Annotated in this window: 21 protein-coding genes; 17 read left to right on the forward strand and 4 right to left on the reverse strand. The window is 65.0% G+C overall.

The window, feature by feature from the left end; genetic code table 11:
- Nucleotides 1–57: 57 nt before the first annotated feature.
- Together ACVOLO_RS01355 and ACVOLO_RS01360 are read left to right on the forward strand one after the other, a co-directional pair.
- Nucleotides 58–399 (forward strand): type II toxin-antitoxin system Phd/YefM family antitoxin, encoded by a 342-nt coding sequence (locus ACVOLO_RS01355; RefSeq protein WP_481568466.1) that lies wholly within the window; start codon nucleotides 58–60, stop codon nucleotides 397–399.
- Between the two features lie 3 nt (nucleotides 400–402).
- The gene (locus ACVOLO_RS01360) at nucleotides 403–1,038 is read left to right on the forward strand and encodes an ATPase (protein WP_481568467.1); all 636 of its coding nucleotides are present in this window, start codon (nucleotides 403–405) and stop codon (nucleotides 1,036–1,038) included.
- 181 nt (nucleotides 1,039–1,219) lie between these two features.
- Here the strand turns inward: ACVOLO_RS01360 and ACVOLO_RS01365 are convergent, their stop codons facing one another.
- From ACVOLO_RS01365 to ACVOLO_RS01380, 4 genes are all read right to left on the reverse strand, one after another.
- Entirely contained in the window at nucleotides 1,220–1,654 is a 435-nt protein-coding gene (locus ACVOLO_RS01365) for a hypothetical protein (protein WP_481568468.1), read from the reverse strand.
- Between the two features lie 93 nt (nucleotides 1,655–1,747).
- Complete coding sequence (locus ACVOLO_RS01370) at nucleotides 1,748–2,563, reverse strand: amidohydrolase (protein WP_481568469.1); 816 nt, start codon at nucleotides 2,561–2,563, stop codon at nucleotides 1,748–1,750.
- 5 nt (nucleotides 2,564–2,568) lie between these two features.
- Complete coding sequence (locus ACVOLO_RS01375; protein ID WP_481568470.1) at nucleotides 2,569–2,880, reverse strand: hypothetical protein; 312 nt, start codon at nucleotides 2,878–2,880, stop codon at nucleotides 2,569–2,571.
- Between the two features lie 13 nt (nucleotides 2,881–2,893).
- The gene (locus tag ACVOLO_RS01380; RefSeq protein ID WP_481568471.1) at nucleotides 2,894–4,042 is read right to left on the reverse strand and encodes a pyridoxal phosphate-dependent aminotransferase; all 1,149 of its coding nucleotides are present in this window, start codon (nucleotides 4,040–4,042) and stop codon (nucleotides 2,894–2,896) included.
- A gap of 164 nt (nucleotides 4,043–4,206) precedes the next feature.
- Between ACVOLO_RS01380 and ccmA the strand changes: the two genes are divergently transcribed.
- The 15 genes from ccmA (at nucleotide 4,207) to metX (ending at nucleotide 17,995) form a co-directional block, all read left to right on the forward strand.
- Entirely contained in the window at nucleotides 4,207–4,866 is a 660-nt protein-coding gene (gene ccmA, locus ACVOLO_RS01385; RefSeq protein ID WP_481568472.1) for a heme ABC exporter ATP-binding protein CcmA, read from the forward strand.
- Nucleotides 4,863–5,558, forward strand: coding sequence for a heme exporter protein CcmB (ccmB, locus tag ACVOLO_RS01390; protein ID WP_481568473.1), 696 nt, complete (start codon nucleotides 4,863–4,865; stop codon nucleotides 5,556–5,558). The genes ccmA and ccmB overlap by 4 nt, the downstream gene beginning before the upstream one ends.
- Nucleotides 5,559–5,618: 60 nt before the next feature.
- Nucleotides 5,619–6,299 (forward strand): TetR/AcrR family transcriptional regulator, encoded by a 681-nt coding sequence (locus tag ACVOLO_RS01395; RefSeq protein WP_481568474.1) that lies wholly within the window; start codon nucleotides 5,619–5,621, stop codon nucleotides 6,297–6,299.
- 128 nt (nucleotides 6,300–6,427) lie between these two features.
- Nucleotides 6,428–7,471, forward strand: a complete 1,044-nt coding sequence (locus tag ACVOLO_RS01400; RefSeq protein WP_481568475.1) for a DmsE family decaheme c-type cytochrome — start codon at nucleotides 6,428–6,430, stop codon at nucleotides 7,469–7,471.
- A gap of 12 nt (nucleotides 7,472–7,483) precedes the next feature.
- Nucleotides 7,484–10,015 carry an MtrB/PioB family outer membrane beta-barrel protein gene (locus ACVOLO_RS01405; RefSeq protein WP_481568476.1) on the forward strand — a complete coding sequence of 844 codons (2,532 nt, stop codon included), beginning with the start codon at nucleotides 7,484–7,486 and terminating at the stop codon, nucleotides 10,013–10,015.
- The gene (locus ACVOLO_RS01410; protein ID WP_481568477.1) at nucleotides 10,012–10,731 is read left to right on the forward strand and encodes a c-type cytochrome; all 720 of its coding nucleotides are present in this window, start codon (nucleotides 10,012–10,014) and stop codon (nucleotides 10,729–10,731) included. The genes ACVOLO_RS01405 and ACVOLO_RS01410 overlap by 4 nt, the downstream gene beginning before the upstream one ends.
- Before the next feature lie 61 nt (nucleotides 10,732–10,792).
- A complete protein-coding gene (gene azu / locus ACVOLO_RS01415; RefSeq protein WP_481568478.1) occupies nucleotides 10,793–11,245 on the forward strand; it encodes an azurin in 453 nt (150 codons plus the stop codon).
- A gap of 158 nt (nucleotides 11,246–11,403) precedes the next feature.
- Nucleotides 11,404–12,156, forward strand: coding sequence for a heme ABC transporter permease CcmC (ccmC, locus tag ACVOLO_RS01420; RefSeq protein WP_481568479.1), 753 nt, complete (start codon nucleotides 11,404–11,406; stop codon nucleotides 12,154–12,156).
- The gene (gene ccmD / locus ACVOLO_RS01425; RefSeq protein ID WP_481568480.1) at nucleotides 12,153–12,326 is read left to right on the forward strand and encodes a heme exporter protein CcmD; all 174 of its coding nucleotides are present in this window, start codon (nucleotides 12,153–12,155) and stop codon (nucleotides 12,324–12,326) included. Before ccmC ends, ccmD begins: the two co-directional genes overlap by 4 nt.
- Complete coding sequence (gene ccmE / locus ACVOLO_RS01430; RefSeq protein ID WP_481568481.1) at nucleotides 12,323–12,790, forward strand: cytochrome c maturation protein CcmE; 468 nt, start codon at nucleotides 12,323–12,325, stop codon at nucleotides 12,788–12,790. The genes ccmD and ccmE overlap by 4 nt, the downstream gene beginning before the upstream one ends.
- A complete protein-coding gene (locus tag ACVOLO_RS01435; RefSeq protein ID WP_481568482.1) occupies nucleotides 12,791–14,728 on the forward strand; it encodes a heme lyase CcmF/NrfE family subunit in 1,938 nt (645 codons plus the stop codon).
- Complete coding sequence (locus ACVOLO_RS01440; RefSeq protein WP_481568483.1) at nucleotides 14,725–15,351, forward strand: DsbE family thiol:disulfide interchange protein; 627 nt, start codon at nucleotides 14,725–14,727, stop codon at nucleotides 15,349–15,351. Before ACVOLO_RS01435 ends, ACVOLO_RS01440 begins: the two co-directional genes overlap by 4 nt.
- Nucleotides 15,348–15,800, forward strand: a complete 453-nt coding sequence (locus ACVOLO_RS01445; RefSeq protein WP_481568484.1) for a cytochrome c-type biogenesis protein — start codon at nucleotides 15,348–15,350, stop codon at nucleotides 15,798–15,800. The genes ACVOLO_RS01440 and ACVOLO_RS01445 overlap by 4 nt, the downstream gene beginning before the upstream one ends.
- A complete protein-coding gene (locus ACVOLO_RS01450; RefSeq protein WP_481568485.1) occupies nucleotides 15,794–16,807 on the forward strand; it encodes a tetratricopeptide repeat protein in 1,014 nt (337 codons plus the stop codon). The genes ACVOLO_RS01445 and ACVOLO_RS01450 overlap by 7 nt, the downstream gene beginning before the upstream one ends.
- 75 nt (nucleotides 16,808–16,882) lie before the next feature.
- Nucleotides 16,883–17,995 carry a homoserine O-acetyltransferase MetX gene (gene metX, locus ACVOLO_RS01455; protein WP_481568486.1) on the forward strand — a complete coding sequence of 371 codons (1,113 nt, stop codon included), beginning with the start codon at nucleotides 16,883–16,885 and terminating at the stop codon, nucleotides 17,993–17,995.
- Nucleotides 17,996–18,092 lie beyond the last annotated feature (97 nt).

The raw sequence follows: 18,092 nt of genomic DNA on the forward strand, positions 1-18,092 counted from the left end.
TCCCAAAATGGGAATTTTGGAGTAGCGTTCGATACAACTTGCCACCGGAGACCTGCCATGGACTTTTCGTTGAACCTGCTTGACCTGGAGCGGACGCCCGCCAGCGACGTCAAGGCCAAGGGTTGGCCGGAGCTGATGCGCAAGGTGGCCCGGAGTGGCGCGGTGGTGGTGACCAACCACAACCATCCGCAGGCGGTCGTGGTCTCGGCCGAGGAATACGAGCGCCTGGTCGCGCAGGCCAACAGCACCTCGACGGCGGCACAGCGCGCGCAGTCACTCAAGGCACTGCAGGATGCGTTTGATGCACATCTTGTTTCGTTGAAGAACGATGGCTTGTCCAAGGTCTTGAGCCGCCCTGCCCGGCGCGGCAAAAAAATCTCACTCGGCCCGTCGCTGTAAGCGATGGCACAGATTCTGGTGCTGGCCGGCGTCAACGGTGCCGGTAAAAGTTCGCTGCTCGGCATGATGCTGCGCGAAGACGGTGCTACCTGGTTCAACCCCGACGCTTTCACCCGGCAACTGGTGGAACACGGCTGGCCGCTTGAAGAAGCCAACGCGGCCGCCTGGCAGGAAGGCACCCGCCGCCTGCGCGAAGCCATGATCGAAAACCATGATTACGCCTTTGAAACCACGCTGGGCGCGAACACGATTCCCGCGCTGCTGCGCGACGCCTGCCAGCAGCACGAAGTCAGTATCTGGTTCTGCGGATTGGAGAACGTCGAGCTGCATCTGCAGCGTGTCGCCGAGCGCGTTGCCACAGGCGGCCACGACATCCCCGAGACAAAGATCCGCCAGCGCTTTGACAGCTCGCGACTCAACCTGATCGAACTGCTGCCCCACCTGACGACGCTACACGTCTACGACAACAGCCTTCCCGCCGATGCTGACGGACAAGTGGAACCGTTGCTGGTGTTGGAATTGGAGCGGGGGCGGATTCTCTGCCCGGCCACGCAGGAGGAATTTGCACAGGTGCCGGAGTGGGCAAAGCCAATCGTGTGGGCAGCGTTGGAAGCGTTCCCGGTCGTCGCGGGGGAGTGACGGGGCAGCTGTTGCTGTTGCTGTTGCTGTTGCTGTTGTTGCTGGGGCGAATGAGGGGAGCTTTCGCTTTTGACTATTCCCGTCTTTAAAAGCGCCCTCACCCCAACCCCTCTCCCGCAAGCGGGAGAGGGGCTTTAAATCCAAAACTCCAAATCCAAGGCTTTCAATCTCACGCCTTGCTTCAGCGCCGCTCGATCACGAAGTTGCCGAAACCCACGCCCAGGCTCCAGCCACGGCCGGTGCCTGCAAGTGCCAGCGACACATCGCCCTTGGTCATCACCTGCGCACCACTGGCGCGCGAGGCGCTGGCATGCACTTCGGCCGCGGCATAGGTACCGAGCAGGTCATTGGTCGAATATGCACCGCTGAACTTGCCGTGCCCATCGGTGATGGTGGTGCGGCCAACCGTCAGGCCGCCGCCTTTGGCGGTGATCTTGACCGGAATGCTGGCGCCGTTGTCGCAGGTGATCGTGCCGCTACCTTCGGCGGTCTTGTAGAACGCCGACCAGCCGGAAAGGTTGTAGCGCAGTTCGCAATCGATGTTGCCTGCCGCCTGTGCGGACGGCACCAGCGCCATCGCCGCCAGCACGCCCCACATGATCCTCATGGATTTCATGGTTACAACCTCCTGCGCAGGGAAACCGATGCCGAGCCTAACAGCCCGGCACGGGCTTGCAACGCCATTGCCCGCGTCACACCGGGCTGAGGTTCAGCGAGCTACTACCGGCCCGGAAAGCGTGAATGCATCGGCGTCCAGCATGGCCGGGAAGCGCTCCCGGTGCGCCGCCAGTGCCGCCGCTGAAATGGTGGTGGTGACCACCTGCTCGCGCTCCCGGACTTCCAGTTGCGGCTGGCCAAGGAAATCAATCACCGCACTGTCGCCGGAGTAATGCAGGCCGTTCCCGTCCACGCCAACGCGGTTGACGATGGCCACATAGCAGAGGTTTTCGATGGCGCGTGCGCGTGCCAGCGTCTGCCAGGCATAGGTGCGTGCCGAGGGCCAGTTGGCAACGAATATCTGCAGGTCGAAGTCCATCTGTCCGGGCCGTTCCACATCGAAGCGGTTGCGGCAGAACACCGGGAAGCGCAGGTCATAGCAGATCTGCGGATTGATACGCCAACCCTTCAGCTCGACACACAGGCGTTCCTCTCCTGCGGCATAGCGTTTGTGCTCACCCGCGAAACGGAACAGATGGCGCTTGTCGTAGTGCTGCAGCTCTCCGTCCGGCGTGGCCCACAGCAGGCGGTTGTAGACGCCCTCGCCCACGCGCAGCTGCACGCTGCCGGTCACCACCGCGCCCAGCGCGCGCGCCTGCTCGCGAATCCAGGCAACGGTGGGGCCATCCATGCCCTCGGCCTTGTCGATGGCGTCGTTGGAGAAACCGCTGGTGAAGGTCTCCGGCAGGATCACCAGGTCGGTCGTGCCGGCCAGCGGCGCCAGCAGGGCGCCGTAGTGCTCGCGATTGCCGGCCGGGTCATGCCAGCGGGTGTCACCCTGAACCAGAGAAATGCGAAGGTCCTGCATGGGTTTCATTGTCCTGTAAGCAAGTTGGCGAGGATCACACTGAGTGCTATGCCGGCACCCAGCAACGGCACCAGCCATTGCAGGCGTGCGACCCATCGATTGCGGGGCTGGCGCCGCTCGTCAGCATCAAGCAGCGCCAGGTACATGCGGGTATAGCGGCCGAAGCTGCCACGCAATGCAAAGTGGCCATCGTCCACCGAAACACCCCGATGGCGCAGCCCCTCCTGCACCACCGAGAAAAACAACCAGACCTTGGCCGCCAGGGCAACCGCAAAACCTGCCAGCGCGATGCCCAGACACAACTGGCTCGTGCTCATCGACAGCGTGCCATCAGAGCTTTTGCAGGCGCTCGATGGCCGCGTCCAGCGTGGCATCGTTCTTGGCAAAGCACAGCCGCACCAGACGCTGCCCGGCCGGCGGGGTTTCGTAGAACGGCGACAGCGGGATGGCAGTGACGCCCTTTTCGATGGTCAGCCACTTCACGAATTCGTGATCCGGCAGGTCACTGATCGCCGAGTAGTCCACCAACTGGAAATAGCCGCCCGGCACCGGCAGCGGCTTCAGCCGCGTGGTCAGCAGCTGCTCGCGGAAGCGGTCGCGCTTGGCCTGGTAGAACGCGCCCAGCTCCAGGTGGTGCTCGGGTTCGTCGCGGATCATTGCGGCAAAGCCATATTGCGCCGGGCTGTAAGTGGTGAAGGTGTTGTACTGGTGCACCTTGCGGAACTCGGCGGTCATCGCCGACGGTGCGATGGCGTAGCCAATCTTCCATCCGGTGCAGTGGTAAGTCTTGCCGAAGCTGGAAATGACGAAGGCGCGCTCGCGCAGTTCCGGGTAGCGCAGCGCCGACTCATGACGCACGCCGTCATAGATGATGTGCTCGTACACCTCATCGGAAATCAGATAGATGTCGGTGCCACGCAGCACCTCGATCAGCGCCTGCATGTCCTGCGCCGACAGCATCGCGCCGGACGGGTTGTGCGGTGTGTTGACCATCAACATGCGGGTCCTGGGCGTGATTGCCGCGCGTACCTTGTCCCAGTCCACCGCGAAGGTCTGCGGGTCCAGCGCGACATGCACCGCGCGCGCGCCGGCCAGGTCGATGGCCGGCTCGTAGCAGTCGTAGGCCGGGTCGAGCACGATCACTTCATCACCGGCGCGTACCACGGCATGGATCGCGTTGAAGATGGCCTCGGTGCCACCGGAGGTGACGGTGATTTCGCTGTCCGCATCCACCTGCGCGCCGTAACAGTCCAGCGCCTTCTGCGCGATGGCCTGCCGCAAGGGGGCAACGCCGGTCATCGGCGCGTACTGATTGAACCCCTCGCGCATGGCCTTGGCGGTTTCGTCGATCAGGCGCTGCGGCGCGGGGAAATCCGGAAAACCCTGCCCCAGATTCACGGCGCCATGCTCGGCGGCCATCTGCGACATCACGGTGAAAATGGTGGTGCCCACCTTGGGCAGCTTGGTCTGCGGTTGCATCGGCATCTACACGCGGGGGAGGAGACCGGCGAGTGTACGCAAAGCAGGCAACAAGGGGGCAGCGCGCCTGCTGCCATGAAGCCGGCAACGCCCGGTCTATAATGCGCCGTCCCATGCGCCAGCCCGCCTGCGCTGCCACTCCCAAGGACGGAAGCGCCGATCCGATGATTGATTCCCCGAACACGCCGCCGCTGCTCGCCGCGCGCGCCCTGCGCTTCACCCGCAACGACGACCCGGTGTTCGGCCCGCTGGATCTGCACGTGGATGCCGGCGAGGCACTGCTGGTACAAGGCGGCAACGGCGCAGGCAAAACCACACTGCTGCGCGTGCTGGCCGGGTTGCTGCGGCCGGACGAGGGCCAGATCGACATTGACGGCCGCCCTGCCAACAGCCACGAACGCTCCCGTTTCATGGCCTACCTGAGCCACCTCACCGCACTCAAGCAGGACCTGGGGACCCTGGAAAACCTGCACCTGATGTGCGGCCTGCACGGCCGTCGCGCGCGACAGATGCCGGGCAATGCACTGGCCATCGTCGGCCTGGCCGGCCACGAGGACACCCTGGTGCGGCAGCTGTCGGCCGGCCAGAAAAAACGCCTGTCATTGGCCCGTGTATGGCTCTCGCCAGCGCCGCTGTGGCTGCTGGACGAGCCCTACGCCAACCTGGACCTGGATGGCATCAACCTGGTCAACCGCATGATTTCCGCACACCTGCGCAGCGGTGGTGCCGCGCTGGTGACCACCCACGGCGCCTATGCGGCTCCGCCGGTGCGCAACCGCACGCTGGTGCTTGCTGGCACGCCATCGCAGGAGCATGCCGCATGAGCCTGCCCGGACCGCAGCCCACACTGATCACAGCCGCACGCGCCCTGCTCGCCCGCGATCTGCGCCTGCTGTGGCGGCGACGCGGCGATGCGGCGCAGCCCATCCTGTTCGCCTTGCTGGTGGTGGCACTGTTTGCGCTGGCCCTGGGGGGCGAGCCGAAGCTGCTGCAGAACGTCGCATCGGCGGTGCTGTGGCTGGCGATCCTGCTGGCAGGCTTGTTGTCGCTGGATACGCTGTTCCGCAACGATGCCGAGGACGGTTCGCTGGAGCAATGGCTGCTGTCGCCGGTTCCACTGGCATGGCTGGTTGCGGTGCGGGTTTTCTCACACTGGCTCACCACCGCGTTTCCGCTGGTGCTGGTCAGCCCCCTGCTGGCCGAGCTGATGCACCTGCCGCGCGAGCAGTTGCCCGCCCTGCTGGCCGCCCTGGCCCTGGGCACGCCGCTGCTGAGCCTGCTGGGCGCCGTGGTCGCGGCGCTGACGGTCAGCATGCGCCGCGCAGGCATCCTGCTTGCGCTGCTGGTGTTGCCGCTCTACGTTCCGGTACTGGTGTTTGGTGCCGGCGCGGTGGCACTGGCGGGGCGCGGCTTCGACCCCAGCGGCCCACTGCTGATGCTCGCCGCCGGCCTGGTGGTCAGCGCATTGCTGGCGCCGATCACCGCCGCAGCCGCCATCCGTATCGCCAATTCGTAATTCGTATACCGCCCAAACAACGGTATTCTCACAACCTGCTTCACGGCCCTGCTGACTACCATGCCCAATCGGCACCGCCCGAAAACCCTGGAAACAGGTAAACCCACGCTCCCGCCCCGGCCTGCGGTGGAACTGCAACGCCGTGGCGAACTGCGCGTGGAAAAATTCCTCGAAGCCGCCACCGAAGTGTTCAACGAAAAGGGCTACCAGGCTGCACGGCTGTCCGACATCGTCAAACGCGCCGGTGGCTCCATGGCCACCCTGTATCGCGCCTTTGGCGACAAGACCGGGCTGGTACACGCGTTGATGGAGCGCAGCATCGACAGCTTCGGGCAGAGCCTGGACGAGCTGATGCAATCCACGCTGCCGCCGAGCGAAGCACTTGAGCAGGCGGCGTACCGGATGGTCGAGGAAATCCTCACCCCCTCCCGCATCGCCTGCCACCGCGTGGTCATCTCCGAAGGCATGCGCCTGCCGGAATTGCGTGACTGGTTCCAGGCCCACGGCGTGGAGCCGATGGAAGCGCTGTTGAACGAGTATTTCCAGCGCGAGACACAAGCCGGTCGACTGTATGTGGAAGACCCGCACCGCAGCGCCCACCTGTTCTACATGATGGTGATCGGCGGCTTGATCCTGCGCTCGGTCAACGGCCGCATGAGCCCGGACGACATCCCGATGGCCAAGCAGCAGGCACGTCTGGCAGTGCGGCTGTTCCTTGCGGGCACCGCCCCTCGAACCTGAACGCCCGCTTGCTGCGTTGCAGCTTGTATCCCTCTCTGGGCAGTTACAGGATTGCTGCGTAATTCCGATTACGCAGTTATCCCCCGTTGTCACCCACCCACCGGCAGGGACAACAGAAGGAGAGGAATGTGCGGATTTATCTTGCACTTGTGCTGCTGGCCGCCGCCATGGCACTGGCCTTCGCGGCCCTGCTCGCACCTGTCAAGGCAGATGCGTCCGGGCAGGCGGTCAAACTGCCGGAAACCCACTTCGCCTCGCTCCAGTCCGGACACGGCTTTGACACACCACCGGGCTTTGCCAACGCCGTGCCCGCGCGCAACAAGGCCCACCCGGACGCCAAGTCCGTAGGGCAGCAGGTGTGCACCGCCTGCCACGCAAAAGAGAACGACAATTTCGCCCATACCGCGCATGCGGCTGGCATGCAGGTCGCACTGGCGGCCAACCCCGACACGGCAACCTGCGAAGCCTGCCACGGCCCCGGCTCGGCACATGCGGCCAACCCCACCGAGAAAGGGTCGATCATCGCCTTCAGCCACCAAGGCGGTATGCCGGTCGCCAACCAGACGGAAAGCTGCCTGGGCTGTCACTCCGGCGGGCCACGGGATGCCTGGCTGGGGTCGATCCATCAGCGCAATGATCTTTCGTGCAGCGACTGCCACAACCCGATGGTCAAGTTTTCCGCGGAAGGCCTGACCGCAAAGCAGTCCGTCAGCGAAACCTGCGCCACCTGCCACAAGGACATCCGCCAGCAGTTCAACCGCCGCTCGCACATGCCCTTGCCCGAGGGCGCAATCAGTTGCGTGGATTGCCACAACCCGCACGGCACGCTCAACGCCACCCTGCTCAAGACCGACACCGTCAACGAGACCTGTTACCAGTGCCACGCCGAAAAGCGCGGCCCGTTCCTGTTTGAACATGCGCCGGTGCGCGAGAGCTGCCTGAACTGCCATCAGGTGCATGGCTCCAACCAGCACGCGCTGCTGGTCGCGCCGATCCCGATGCTGTGCCAGCAATGCCACTCGCATACCCGCCACCCCAACGACCTGCAGACGGAGATATCACTCGGCGCCGGGCTGACCCCCGACGAACGACTGATGGGCCGCGGCTGCATCACCTGCCATGCGCAGGTGCATGGCTCAAACCATCCTTCCGGCCCGCGCCTGCACAAGTAACGGGAGACCAACATGTGCGCACGGAATCGTTCAACGAACTACCGCGGCTCATTGTTGTCACTGGCCCTCCTTGCAGGGCTGGCCCAGGCGCAGGACAGCGGGGGCGGCACCGACCTGCAGTTCGGCAACTGGCTGGACCCCAGCGGCCGGATCGGCTGGGAAGGATGTGATGCGGACGGCGGCAGTTGGCTCAGTGCCGAAAACCGGCGTACACCCACCGGCTTTCTCCATGGTTGCGCGCCGCAGATGGCCGCTGCCAAACCCATGGGCGATGGCGGCTGGAACTACAACGGCAGCCTTGGCCTGGGTTATCTGCACCTGGGTGGTGACGAGACCAACAGCAACTGGCGGCGCTTCCGCGCCCCCGAGGATGGCGTGGTGCTGCAGGCCAACTTCAGCCTGGCCCGCGCCGACGATGGCCGTTATGTGGATGTTCGGTTGAGCCGACTCAGCCGCGACAACCAGTATCTGCGCGCTGTGTTCGGCCAGGCTGGCCGCTACAAGGTGCAGGCGTTCGTGCGCAGCACCCCGAATGTCCTCAGCGGCAACGCACGCTCCATCTGGGAGGGCGTCGGCAGCCAGCACCTCACCCTGAAACCCGGCCTCACCGCCGCCGGCAGCACGCCGGCGCAGGTTGCAGCGCTCTCCGCCGCACAGCCATTCACGACCTTGAGCGTCGTGCGCGACAAACAGGGCGTGAGCATCAATTACCTGATCAACCCGCGCTGGACAGGCTATGCCGGCCTCACCCACGAGGAACGCAATGGCGCACGCCCGTTCGGCGGGCCGTTCTTCTTCAACTATCCGTTCCCTTCCAATGGCGGTATCTACGAGATACCGCGCCCCATCAACGACAGTACGCTCAACTTCCTTGGTGGTTTCCGCTTCGTCGGCAATATCTGGCGCAGTGATTTCAGCTACACCGGCTCGTTCTTCCGCAATGCCCACAGCGCCTACGACTACCAGGTGCCGTACGGCCTCTACTCGGTTGCCGGCGCCTATACGCCACCGCTGTATCAAGGCGCGTTCGCCTACGAACCGGAGAACGACTACCACCGCCTGGGCACCACCTTTGGCCGCAAGCTGCCCGCCTGGAACGGCGATTTCTCGGTGAACCTGGCCCTGTCCACCATGCGCCAGAACGACAGGCTGCTGGCGCCGATGGATTGCCAGGGCCAGTTCGGGCAAGCCCTGGCACCACCGTTCATTGCCCAATGCGCCAACTGGAATACCACCGACGCGCTGTCACGCAAGCGTGCCGGGCTGGCCATCAACAACCAGAAACTGGATGCGCGGCTGGTACTGATGCCCAACGATGACGTCACCTGGCGCAACACCGCCCGCTATCTGCGCGAGGATTACAGCGGCACCTACTGGGCCTACAACCCACTGACCGACCAGTACGGCTACATCGCCGAGAACGGTTCGCAGGGCAGCGTGGTGCCGGGCGAAATGGGCGTGTGGGACCGCGGCCCGAATGCCTCGGTACTCACCCGCATCCGCAACCTGCCGCTGGACAAGGAAACCCGCGAGCTGTCGACCGGCGTCGACTTCCGCACCAACAACAAGAACACGCTGTCGGCAACCTATACCTACACCGCCATCGAACGTGCGAACCGCGAAGTAGCCACCACCCACGACAACCAGCTCAAGCTGGGCTGGAACAACCGCGCGCTCGACTGGCTCACCTTCCGCGCCAACTACACCTACCTGGATCGCAGTGGCAGCAGGTACTACTACGATCCCTACGAATTCACCTTTTCCAGCGCCCTGCCCGGCTTCGTCGAACCTGCCGGCGGCCTGGCCCCGCATACGGTCGCCAACCTGCGCAAATACGACATCGCCTCGCGCACGCAGCAGAAACTGGACCTGATGGCGACCTTCATCCTGCCGCATGAGATGACCGTGTACGCCTCCTTCCGCGGTGACCGCAACCGCTACGACGCACAGATCGGCCGGCAGCGTTTCGACACCTATGCCAGCAGCGTGCAATGGGAGTGGCAACCCAACCCCAACACCACCACCAGCGCCTGGTATGGCTACGACCGCTCCACCCTGGTGTTTGCCAACGTCAATGACGCCATCGGCGGTGATCCACAACTGGGCGGCCCCACTTACCCGGACGCCAACCGCTGGTGGATGGACGACGCCCAGCGCAACCACTACGCCGGCCTCAACTTCAACCGTCGTTTTGGCCGCGCAACGCTGGACCTGGCCTGGAACTGGACCTACTCACGCGGCACCACCGGCTACCGGATGAATTCGCCGGATGCATTGACCACGCCTGCGGATGCGCCGCACGCCTCCGGCAGTTATCCGCTGATGACGTACCGGGTCACCTCGCTCACCGCCGGCCTCACCGTTCCACTGGGCAACCGCATGCGTCTGCGCGTGTTCGACACCTGGGAGCGCGGCAACCTCTCCGATTGGCACTACTTCGGTTTCGAGGACACGCTGGTCTATGACCACCGCGTCTACACCGACGGCGGCCCCTCCAGCTACAACGTCAACCTGGTCGGCATGATGTTCGAGGTAGCCCTATGAAAGCGCTCTGGCTGATCGCTGCACTGGCCGCTGCCGGCAGCCCGCCGGCGAGCGCCGCCGATACGGATACCGCGCCGGCGCCGCCCCCGCGCCAGGACATGCGCATTGCCCATGCGCCAGCGGGCGACGCCCAGGCAGGCAAGGGCAAAGCGGAAGTCTGTGCCGCCTGCCATGGCGCCGACGGCATCGCCATCGCCCCGGCCTTTCCCAATCTTGCCGGGCAAAAGGCGGCATACCTGTACTGGGCACTGCATGCCTACAAGCAAGGCCGCCTTCCCGAATCACCGATGACGGCAATGGCCGCCGCGCTGGAAGAGCAGGATATTCGTGACCTGTCCGCGTACTACGCCGCGATGCCGGGCCCGGCCAGTGCGCCGCCATCGGAAGCGGACCCCGCGCTGCTCAGCCAAGGCCAGGCGATCTACATGAGCGGCGCCCCGGACAAGGGCATTCCGCCCTGCCAAGGCTGCCACGGGGCCGATGCACGGGGGAACCCGCAGGCGGCCTTCAGGGACCGCAGCGGACGCGCCCCCTATGCCGCGTACCCGGCGTTGCGCGGTCAACAGAACGACTACCTGCAGACCCGCCTGCAACAGTTCCACGACGACGCCATCGATGCCTCGACCAACAGCCGCGTGATGCATGGCATCGGCCAGCGCATGGACGGGGACAGCATCAAGGCGGTTTCCACCTGGCTGTCATCACTCAAGCAATAGGACGTCCCCCCGCGCCACAACGTGGCGGACATTGTGCAACCCGAAACCTGAGGAATCGCCCATGAAATCCCGTATTTTCGCTGCCCTGCTGATCCTTGGTGCCGCTGGCTCCGCCCATGCCGCCGACACCTGTTCGGTGAACCTGGAGGGCAACGACGCGATGAAGTACAACCTCACCAACATCGACGTGCCCAGGAGCTGCGCCAACTTCACCATCAACCTGGTGCACGCCGGCAAGATGGCCAAAAACATCATGGGGCACAACGTTGTCGTGGCCAAAACCGCCGATATCGCCGCCATCGACAGCGACGGAATGAAGGCCGGTTTGGCAGCGGATTACCTCAAGGTCGACGACACCCGCGTCATCGCGCACAGCAAGGTAGTCGGCGGTGGTGAATCCACCTCGGTATCGATTCCCGTCGCCCGGCTCACTGCGGCCGCCGCACCGCTGTCGTTCTTCTGCAGTTTCCCGGGGCACTCGGCAATGATGAAGGGCACCGTCACCCTCAAGTAAGCATGCCTGCGAAACAACTCACCCGGTGACCGCCGATATCGGCAATTTGCGGTATCTTGCGCTTGTCTGAAAACAGCAACGGCGGTGCAGCCTGCACCGTCCAGCCGGTCGGGCCACCCGCAGTGGCCCGGTCATCGTCTTCCTCAGTGAGCGAGCGGATGTTCAAAGGTTTAGCAGGTTGGTTTCACAAGCTGGGCTCACCGCCCTACTTCGACACCTTCGCCGCCCGCTGGTCAACGTGGTGTTACCTCGCTTCGCTGCCACTGTTCGGCTATGGCCTGTGGCAGGCACTGGCCGTGGTCCCGGCCGATTACCAGCAGGGCGACAGCTTCCGCATCCTCTACATCCACGTGCCGGCGGCATGGATGAGCCTGTTCGTGTTCGGGCTGATGGCCTTCTACAGCGCCATCGCGCTGATCTGGCGCATCAAACTGTGCGAAATCCTGGCCATGGCCTGCGCGCCCATCGGCGCGGCGTTCACCCTGATCACCCTGCTCACCGGCAGCATCTGGGGCAAGCCCATGTGGGGCACCTGGTGGGACTGGGACCCGCGCCTGACCACCGAGCTGATCCTGCTGTTCCTCTACCTGGGCGTGATGGGCCTGTATGGCGCCATTGACGACCGCCGTGCTGCTGCACGCGCCGCCGGCCTGCTGTCCATCGTCGGCGTGGCGCTGCTGCCGGTGATCCGCTACTCGGTGGACTGGTGGAACTCGCTGCACCAGGGGCAGACCATCCGCATGTTCGGCGAATCCAGCATGGACAGCAGCATGGTGTTGCCGCTGTGGTTGATGGTGCTTGCGACCAAATTCTGGTTTGCCGGTTCACTGTTGTCGCGCGCGCGCGCCGACAACCTGCGCCGCGAAGCCGGCAAGGCCTGGCTGCGCGAGCGCGTGGAGGCTTCGTCATGACCTACTTCAAATACGTGGCCATGGCCTACGCCGTGTTCTTCGTGGTGCTGGCCTGGGACTTCATCGTGCCGCGCCTGCAGATCCGCCAACAACTGCGCGAGGCCCGCAACCGCGCTGCCCGCGCCAACCGCGCTGCCGCCGCAGCAACGGACGAGGAACTCAGCCGATGAGCCCTACCCAACGCCGTCGCCTGCTGCTGGTGGCCCTGGTGCTGGCCGTGGCCGGCATTGCCACGGCCCTGGTGGCGACCGCCCTGCAGCGCAACATCGCCTATCTGTACACGCCGGCCGAAGTACAGGCCGGCAAGGTGCCCGCCGATGCACGCTTCCGCCTGGGCGGCATGGTCAACAAGGGCTCGTTCAAACGCGAGCCCGGCGCCTTGCTGGCGCGCTTTGAGGTAACTGACGGCGATGCCCTGCTGCCGGTCAGCTACGACCGCATCCTGCCTGACCTGTTCCGCGAAGGTCAGGCCGTGGTAGCCACCGGGCGCATGGTCGATGGCGTGTTCGTGGCCGAGGATGTGCTGGCCAAGCACGATGAGACCTACATGCCGAAGGAACTGGCCGACAAGATGGGCCAGGCGCACGTCAAGCACCAGGTTCCGGCTACCGCACCTGTCACGGGAACGCCCTGAGTGCTTGCTGAAATTGGACAGGTACTGCTGATCCTCGCGCTGCTGGCAGCACTGCTGCAGAGCGTGCTGCCATTGACCGGCGCGCAGCGCCAGGTGCCGGCATTGATCGCCACCGCGCGCCCGGCCGCCGTGCTGCAGTTGACCATGGTGCTGGGCGCCTTCGTGGTGCTCACTATCGCCTTCGTGCGCCAGGATTTCTCGCTGCGCTACGTCGCCGAGAACTCCAACTCACTGCTGCCGATGATCTACCGCTACTCGGCGGTATGGGGCGCGCACGAAGGTTCCCTGCTGCTGTGGACGCTGGTGCTGGCACTGTGGAGCGCGGCGGTGGGCGAATTCTCGCGACAATTGCCCGAGCCGGTGGTGGCACGCGTGCTGTCGGTGATGGGCATGATCAGCGTCGGCTTCCTGGCCTTCCTGCTGTTTACCTCCAATCCATTCGCGCGGTTGCTGCCAGCACCGCTGGAAGGCCACGACCTCAACCCGCTGCTGCAGGATCCGGGGCTGATCATCCACCCGCCGCTGCTGTACATCGGCTACGTCGGTTTCGTCGTCCCGTTTGCCTTCGCCATTGCCGCCCTGCTCGATGGCCATATCGACGTGCGCTGGCTGCGCTGGACGCGGCCGTGGACCAACGCGGCCTGGGGCTTCCTGACCCTGGGCATCGCACTGGGCAGCTGGTGGGCGTATTACGAACTGGGCTGGGGCGGCTGGTGGTTCTGGGACCCGGTGGAGAACGCCAGCTTCATGCCGTGGCTGGCAGGCGCGGCACTGCTGCATTCACAGGCCGCCACCGAAAAGCGCGGCGTGTTCATCGGCTGGACCCTGCTGCTGGCCATCGCGGCCTTCGCGCTCTCGCTGCTGGGCACCTTCCTGGTGCGCTCCGGCGTCTTGACCAGCGTGCACTCCTTCGCCGCCGACCCGGCGCGCGGCTTGTTCATCCTGGTGTTCCTTGCGCTGGTGGTGGGCAGTTCCCTGCTGTTGTACGCGCTGCGTGCGCCCGCGCTTGAAGCCAATGCACGCACCACCCACCGCGCCTTTGCCCTCAACTCGCGTGAAACCCTGCTGCTGGCCAACAACCTGTTGCTGACCTGTGCCTGCGCGATGGTGTTGCTGGGCACGCTCTACCCCTTGCTGGCCGACGCACTCGACCTGGGCAAGGTGTCGGTGGGGCCGCCGTATTTCGGCACACTGTTCCTGATCCTGATGGCGCCGCTGGTGCTGTTGCTGCCATTCGGCCCGCTGACCCGCTGGCAACGCGAGCAGGGCCTGCGCCCGCTGGCCCTGCTGGCACCGTGGGCGCTGCTGGCAGTGGTGCTGGGCGTGGTCGGCTGGTACGTCGCACCGCAGGGCCGGTTCAAAACCGCCATCGGTATCGCCGCTGCGGTCTGGGTGGGCGCCGGCACGCTGTATTACCTGTGGAGCCGCCTGCGCAGCAATGGCCGCTTGAATGCCGAGACGGCCGGCATGCTGGTGGCGCACCTGGGCATTGCCGTGTTTCTGGTCGGTGCATTGCTGGTGGAAGCACTCAACGTGCAGCACGAAGTCGCGCTGGCGCCCGGTCAATCGGTGGAAGCCGGCGGCTATACGCTGGTGTTTGAAGGCGTGGACGCCAGCGAAGGCCCCAACTACCACTCCGACCGCGGCCACCTGCAGGTACTGCGCAACGACAAGCCCATTGCCCGGCTGAATCCGGAAAAACGCATGTACGCCAGCGGTGGCCAGCCGATGACCGAAGCCGGCATCCACCCGGCACTGGGTGGCGATATCTACGTCGCACTGGGAGAATCACTGGGCAACGGCGCCTGGGCCGTTCGTGTACAGATCAAACCCTTTGTCCGCTGGATCTGGCTCGGCGCAGCATTGATGGCCCTGGGCGGCTTCATCACCGCGCTGGACCGCCGCTTCCGCCGGCTGCCTGGTAAAAAAGCCAAATGACCACCTCCATTCCCCCCGCACCCAACAAGCCACACCGCCTGCCGCTGGTCGCCGTCGTCATTGGCGCGTTGTTCTTCCTTGGCCTGCTGGGCCTGATGTTGTACGGCGTCAGCCGTTCGGACCGCCCTGATCGCGACACCCTGCCCTCGGCATTGATCGGCAAACCGGCGCCTGCGTTCTTGCTGCCGGTGCTGCATGACCCCAGCGTGCAGGTCAGCGACCAGCAACTGCGCGGCGCGCCATACCTGCTCAATGTCTGGGGCAGTTGGTGCCCGGCCTGCCGCGATGAGCACCCCATCCTCACCCGCTTTGCCGAAACCAAACGCGTGCGCGTGATCGGCTACAACTGGAAGGACGAGCCCGCCGATGCACTGCGCTGGCTGGAACAACTGGGCAACCCGTACATGGTGGTGCTCGCCGACGAAGAAGGCCGCACCGCATTGGACTGGGGCATCGCCGCCGCACCGGAAACCTTCCTGGTCGATGGCAGCGGCATCGTGCGCTGGAAGTACAGCGGCGCCATCACCCAGGACGTGCTCGACAGGCAGTTGATTCCGGCGCTGGAGAAAGTCGAGGCCCAGGCCAGCGGCAAGCCCGGCACCGATGTGGGCGCCGCACGATGAAGTGGGCGCTCGGCGCACTGCTGTGGCTGGGCGTGGCACTGGCTGCCGGCGCACAACCGGCCGGCGACCCGACACCGCTGGAGTACCGTGATCGCGCCGAGGAAGCACGCTTCCACGCACTGACCGCCGAACTGCGCTGCGTGCAATGCCAGAACCAATCACTGGCCGATTCCAACGCGCAGATCGCCCATGACCTGCGCCGCGAAGTGCTCAAGCTGATGCACGAAGGCCGCAGCGATGCGCAGATCAAGCAGTTTCTGGTCGAGCGTTACGGCGAGTTCGTGCTGTACCGCCCGGCGATGGACGCCAGCACGGCGTTGCTGTGGTTCGGCCCCGGCCTGCTGTTGCTGGTCGGCGCGGTGGTGCTGGTGGTCCAGGTGCGCAAACGCGCGCGCGCCCTGCCCGCCGCCGCCGCGGATGAGCACGAACAGGAAGATCGGCAATGGTGAACACCGCGTTTCTGGCAGGCGCGGCAGTGCTCGCGGCAATCGCCACCGGGCTGGCATTGTGGCCGTTGTGGCGCAGTGGCAAGCGCGGCATCTGGGCCACGCTGGTCAGCACCCTGGTGGTCGCCACAGTTGGCCTCTACCAATGGCTGGGCACGCCGGCCGCCCTGCAGTCGCAGCCCGCCGCAGCGGCGCCGCAGACCCTCGAAGAAGGCATTGCGCAACTGCAGGCGGCACTGCAGCAGAATCCCGAACGCATGGATGGCTGGGTATTGTTGGCACGCTCCCAGCTGGAAATCGGCAGGATTGCCGATGCCGCGGCCTCTTTCCAACGTGCAGTGAAGCTGGCCCCGGATGAGCCCGGCCTGCTGGTGGAAGCCGCGCAAACCCGTGCCCAGGCCGCACCGGATTTTCTTTTCGACGATACCGCCGCGCAATGGCTGCAGCACGCACGCGAGCTGGCACCGGACAACGAGCGCGCCGTCTGGCTGATCGGCATCGTGCAACGCCAGCGTGGCCAGAATGAAGACGCGGCCCGCACCTGGGAGAGCCTGTTGCCGAAACTGGAACCGGCGGCTGCCGCGGCGCTGCAGGAGCAGATCGACATCGCACGCGGCAACACCACCGACAAGCCCGCCCCGGCCCCGCTCGCCACCGCAACCTCGGCCAATGCCATTACCGTGACGGTCACGCTGGCGCCGTCGCTGGCCGCCCGCGTGGCTGCAGGCAAGGACACCCTGTTCGTTATTGCCCGCATTCCGGATGGCCCGCCGATGCCGGTGGCGGTGGAACGTCATCCCGCGCAGGCTGCATCGCTAACCGTCACGCTGGACGACGCCGACAGCCCGATGCCCACGCAGAAGCTGTCCGCACTGAAGGACGTCGAAGTGTTCGCGCGGCTTTCGGCCAGTGGCAAGGCCGGCCGCCAGGACGACGATGTTGAATCCACGCCGGTGCGCATCACCCTGCCAACCGACAAGCCCGTGGAAATCACGCTGGGACAACCCTGAGCCGGACATATTCAGATAACGCCCGGTTATCAATGCATGCAAAGCCAGACCTTCCCCGCCCGTTAAAATTGGCCGATGACTGAATTCATCCCCGAAGGCACCCGCTTTCATGCGCTCTCGTCCCCGTTTCCGATGAAGCGCGGCGGTGCATTGCACGGTGCCCATGTCGCCTACGAAACCTGGGGCACGCTGGCTGCCGATGCGGGCAACGCCATCCTGATCGTCACCGGCCTGTCGCCGGACGCACACGCTGCCAGCAACGCCGGCAACCCAGCACCGGGCTGGTGGGAGCCCATGCTCGGCCCCGGCAAGCCGATTGATACCGAGCGCTGGTTCGTCATCTGCGTGAACTCGCTGGGCAGCTGCAAAGGCTCCACCGGCCCGGCGACGCTGAACCCGGAAACCGGCCAACCGTATCGGCTGACGTTTCCCGAGCTGTCCATCGAAGATGTGGCCAACGCCGCAGCGGAAGTGGTGAAGGCGCTGGGCATTTCCCGGCTGGCCTGCCTGATCGGCAACTCGATGGGCGGCATGACTGCATTGGCGGTGCTGCTGCAGCACCCGGGCATTGCCCGCACCCACATCAACATCTCCGGCAGCGCGCAGGCCCTGCCGTTCTCCATCGCCATCCGCTCGTTGCAGCGCGAAGCCATCCGCCTGGATCCGGCCTGGAACAACGGCGAGTACGACGAAAACAGCTATCCCGATTCGGGCATGCGCATGGCGCGCAAGCTGGGCGTCATCACCTACCGCTCCGCACTGGAATGGGATGGCCGCTTCGGTCGCGTGCGGCTGGATTCGGAACTGACCGACGATGATCCGTTCGGGCTGGAATTCCAGGTGGAGAGTTATCTGGAAGGGCACGCGCGCCGCTTCGTGCGCCGCTTCGACCCGAACTGCTACCTCTACCTCGGCCGCTCGATGGACTGGTTTGACCTGGCCGAGTACGCCGATGGCGACGTGATGGCGGGACTGGCCAAGATCCACGTCGAGCGCGCCCTGGCCATTGGCGCCAACACCGACATTCTGTTCCCGGTGGAACAGCAGCAGCAGATCGCCGATGGCCTGCGTGCCGGCGGCGCCCAGACGCAGTTCATCGGCATGGATTCACCGCAGGGCCATGATGCCTTTCTGGTGGATTACGACCGTTTTTGCCCGGCGGTTGGAAGGTTTCTGCAGTCGATTTAGCAGGTAAACGCTCACCCCTCCCCAACCCTCCCCTTGGCCTGGCGGCCAAAGGGAGGGAGTGGATCATCCGCGCCGGTATCTCTCCAAGCGCATGAAC

The sequence above is a fragment of the Stenotrophomonas sp. STEN056 genome, from assembly GCF_056759635.1.

Bases quoted from the DNA above. Each gene is read 5' to 3' on its own strand.
- ccmD (WP_481568480.1), top strand. From the start codon at position 12,153: ATGACCTACTTCAAATACGTGGCCATGGCCTACGCCGTGTTCTTCGTG.
- ccmC (WP_481568479.1), top strand. From the start codon at position 11,404: ATGTTCAAAGGTTTAGCAGGTTGGTTTCACAAGCTGGGCTCACCGCCC.
- ACVOLO_RS01370 (WP_481568469.1), bottom strand. From the start codon at position 2,563: ATGCAGGACCTTCGCATTTCTCTGGTTCAGGGTGACACCCGCTGGCAT.
- ACVOLO_RS01375 (WP_481568470.1), bottom strand. From the start codon at position 2,880: ATGAGCACGAGCCAGTTGTGTCTGGGCATCGCGCTGGCAGGTTTTGCG.
- ACVOLO_RS01410 (WP_481568477.1), top strand. From the start codon at position 10,012: ATGAAAGCGCTCTGGCTGATCGCTGCACTGGCCGCTGCCGGCAGCCCG.
- ACVOLO_RS01395 (WP_481568474.1), top strand. From the start codon at position 5,619: ATGCCCAATCGGCACCGCCCGAAAACCCTGGAAACAGGTAAACCCACG.
- ccmA (WP_481568472.1), top strand. From the start codon at position 4,207: ATGATTGATTCCCCGAACACGCCGCCGCTGCTCGCCGCGCGCGCCCTG.
- ACVOLO_RS01405 (WP_481568476.1), top strand. From the start codon at position 7,484: ATGTGCGCACGGAATCGTTCAACGAACTACCGCGGCTCATTGTTGTCA.
- ACVOLO_RS01355 (WP_481568466.1), top strand. From the start codon at position 58: ATGGACTTTTCGTTGAACCTGCTTGACCTGGAGCGGACGCCCGCCAGC.
- ACVOLO_RS01360 (WP_481568467.1), top strand. From the start codon at position 403: ATGGCACAGATTCTGGTGCTGGCCGGCGTCAACGGTGCCGGTAAAAGT.
- ACVOLO_RS01440 (WP_481568483.1), top strand. From the start codon at position 14,725: ATGACCACCTCCATTCCCCCCGCACCCAACAAGCCACACCGCCTGCCG.
- ACVOLO_RS01450 (WP_481568485.1), top strand. From the start codon at position 15,794: ATGGTGAACACCGCGTTTCTGGCAGGCGCGGCAGTGCTCGCGGCAATC.
- azu (WP_481568478.1), top strand. From the start codon at position 10,793: ATGAAATCCCGTATTTTCGCTGCCCTGCTGATCCTTGGTGCCGCTGGC.
- metX (WP_481568486.1), top strand. From the start codon at position 16,883: ATGACTGAATTCATCCCCGAAGGCACCCGCTTTCATGCGCTCTCGTCC.
- ccmE (WP_481568481.1), top strand. From the start codon at position 12,323: ATGAGCCCTACCCAACGCCGTCGCCTGCTGCTGGTGGCCCTGGTGCTG.
- ACVOLO_RS01445 (WP_481568484.1), top strand. From the start codon at position 15,348: ATGAAGTGGGCGCTCGGCGCACTGCTGTGGCTGGGCGTGGCACTGGCT.
- ACVOLO_RS01380 (WP_481568471.1), bottom strand. From the start codon at position 4,042: ATGCAACCGCAGACCAAGCTGCCCAAGGTGGGCACCACCATTTTCACC.
- ACVOLO_RS01365 (WP_481568468.1), bottom strand. From the start codon at position 1,654: ATGAAATCCATGAGGATCATGTGGGGCGTGCTGGCGGCGATGGCGCTG.
- ccmB (WP_481568473.1), top strand. From the start codon at position 4,863: ATGAGCCTGCCCGGACCGCAGCCCACACTGATCACAGCCGCACGCGCC.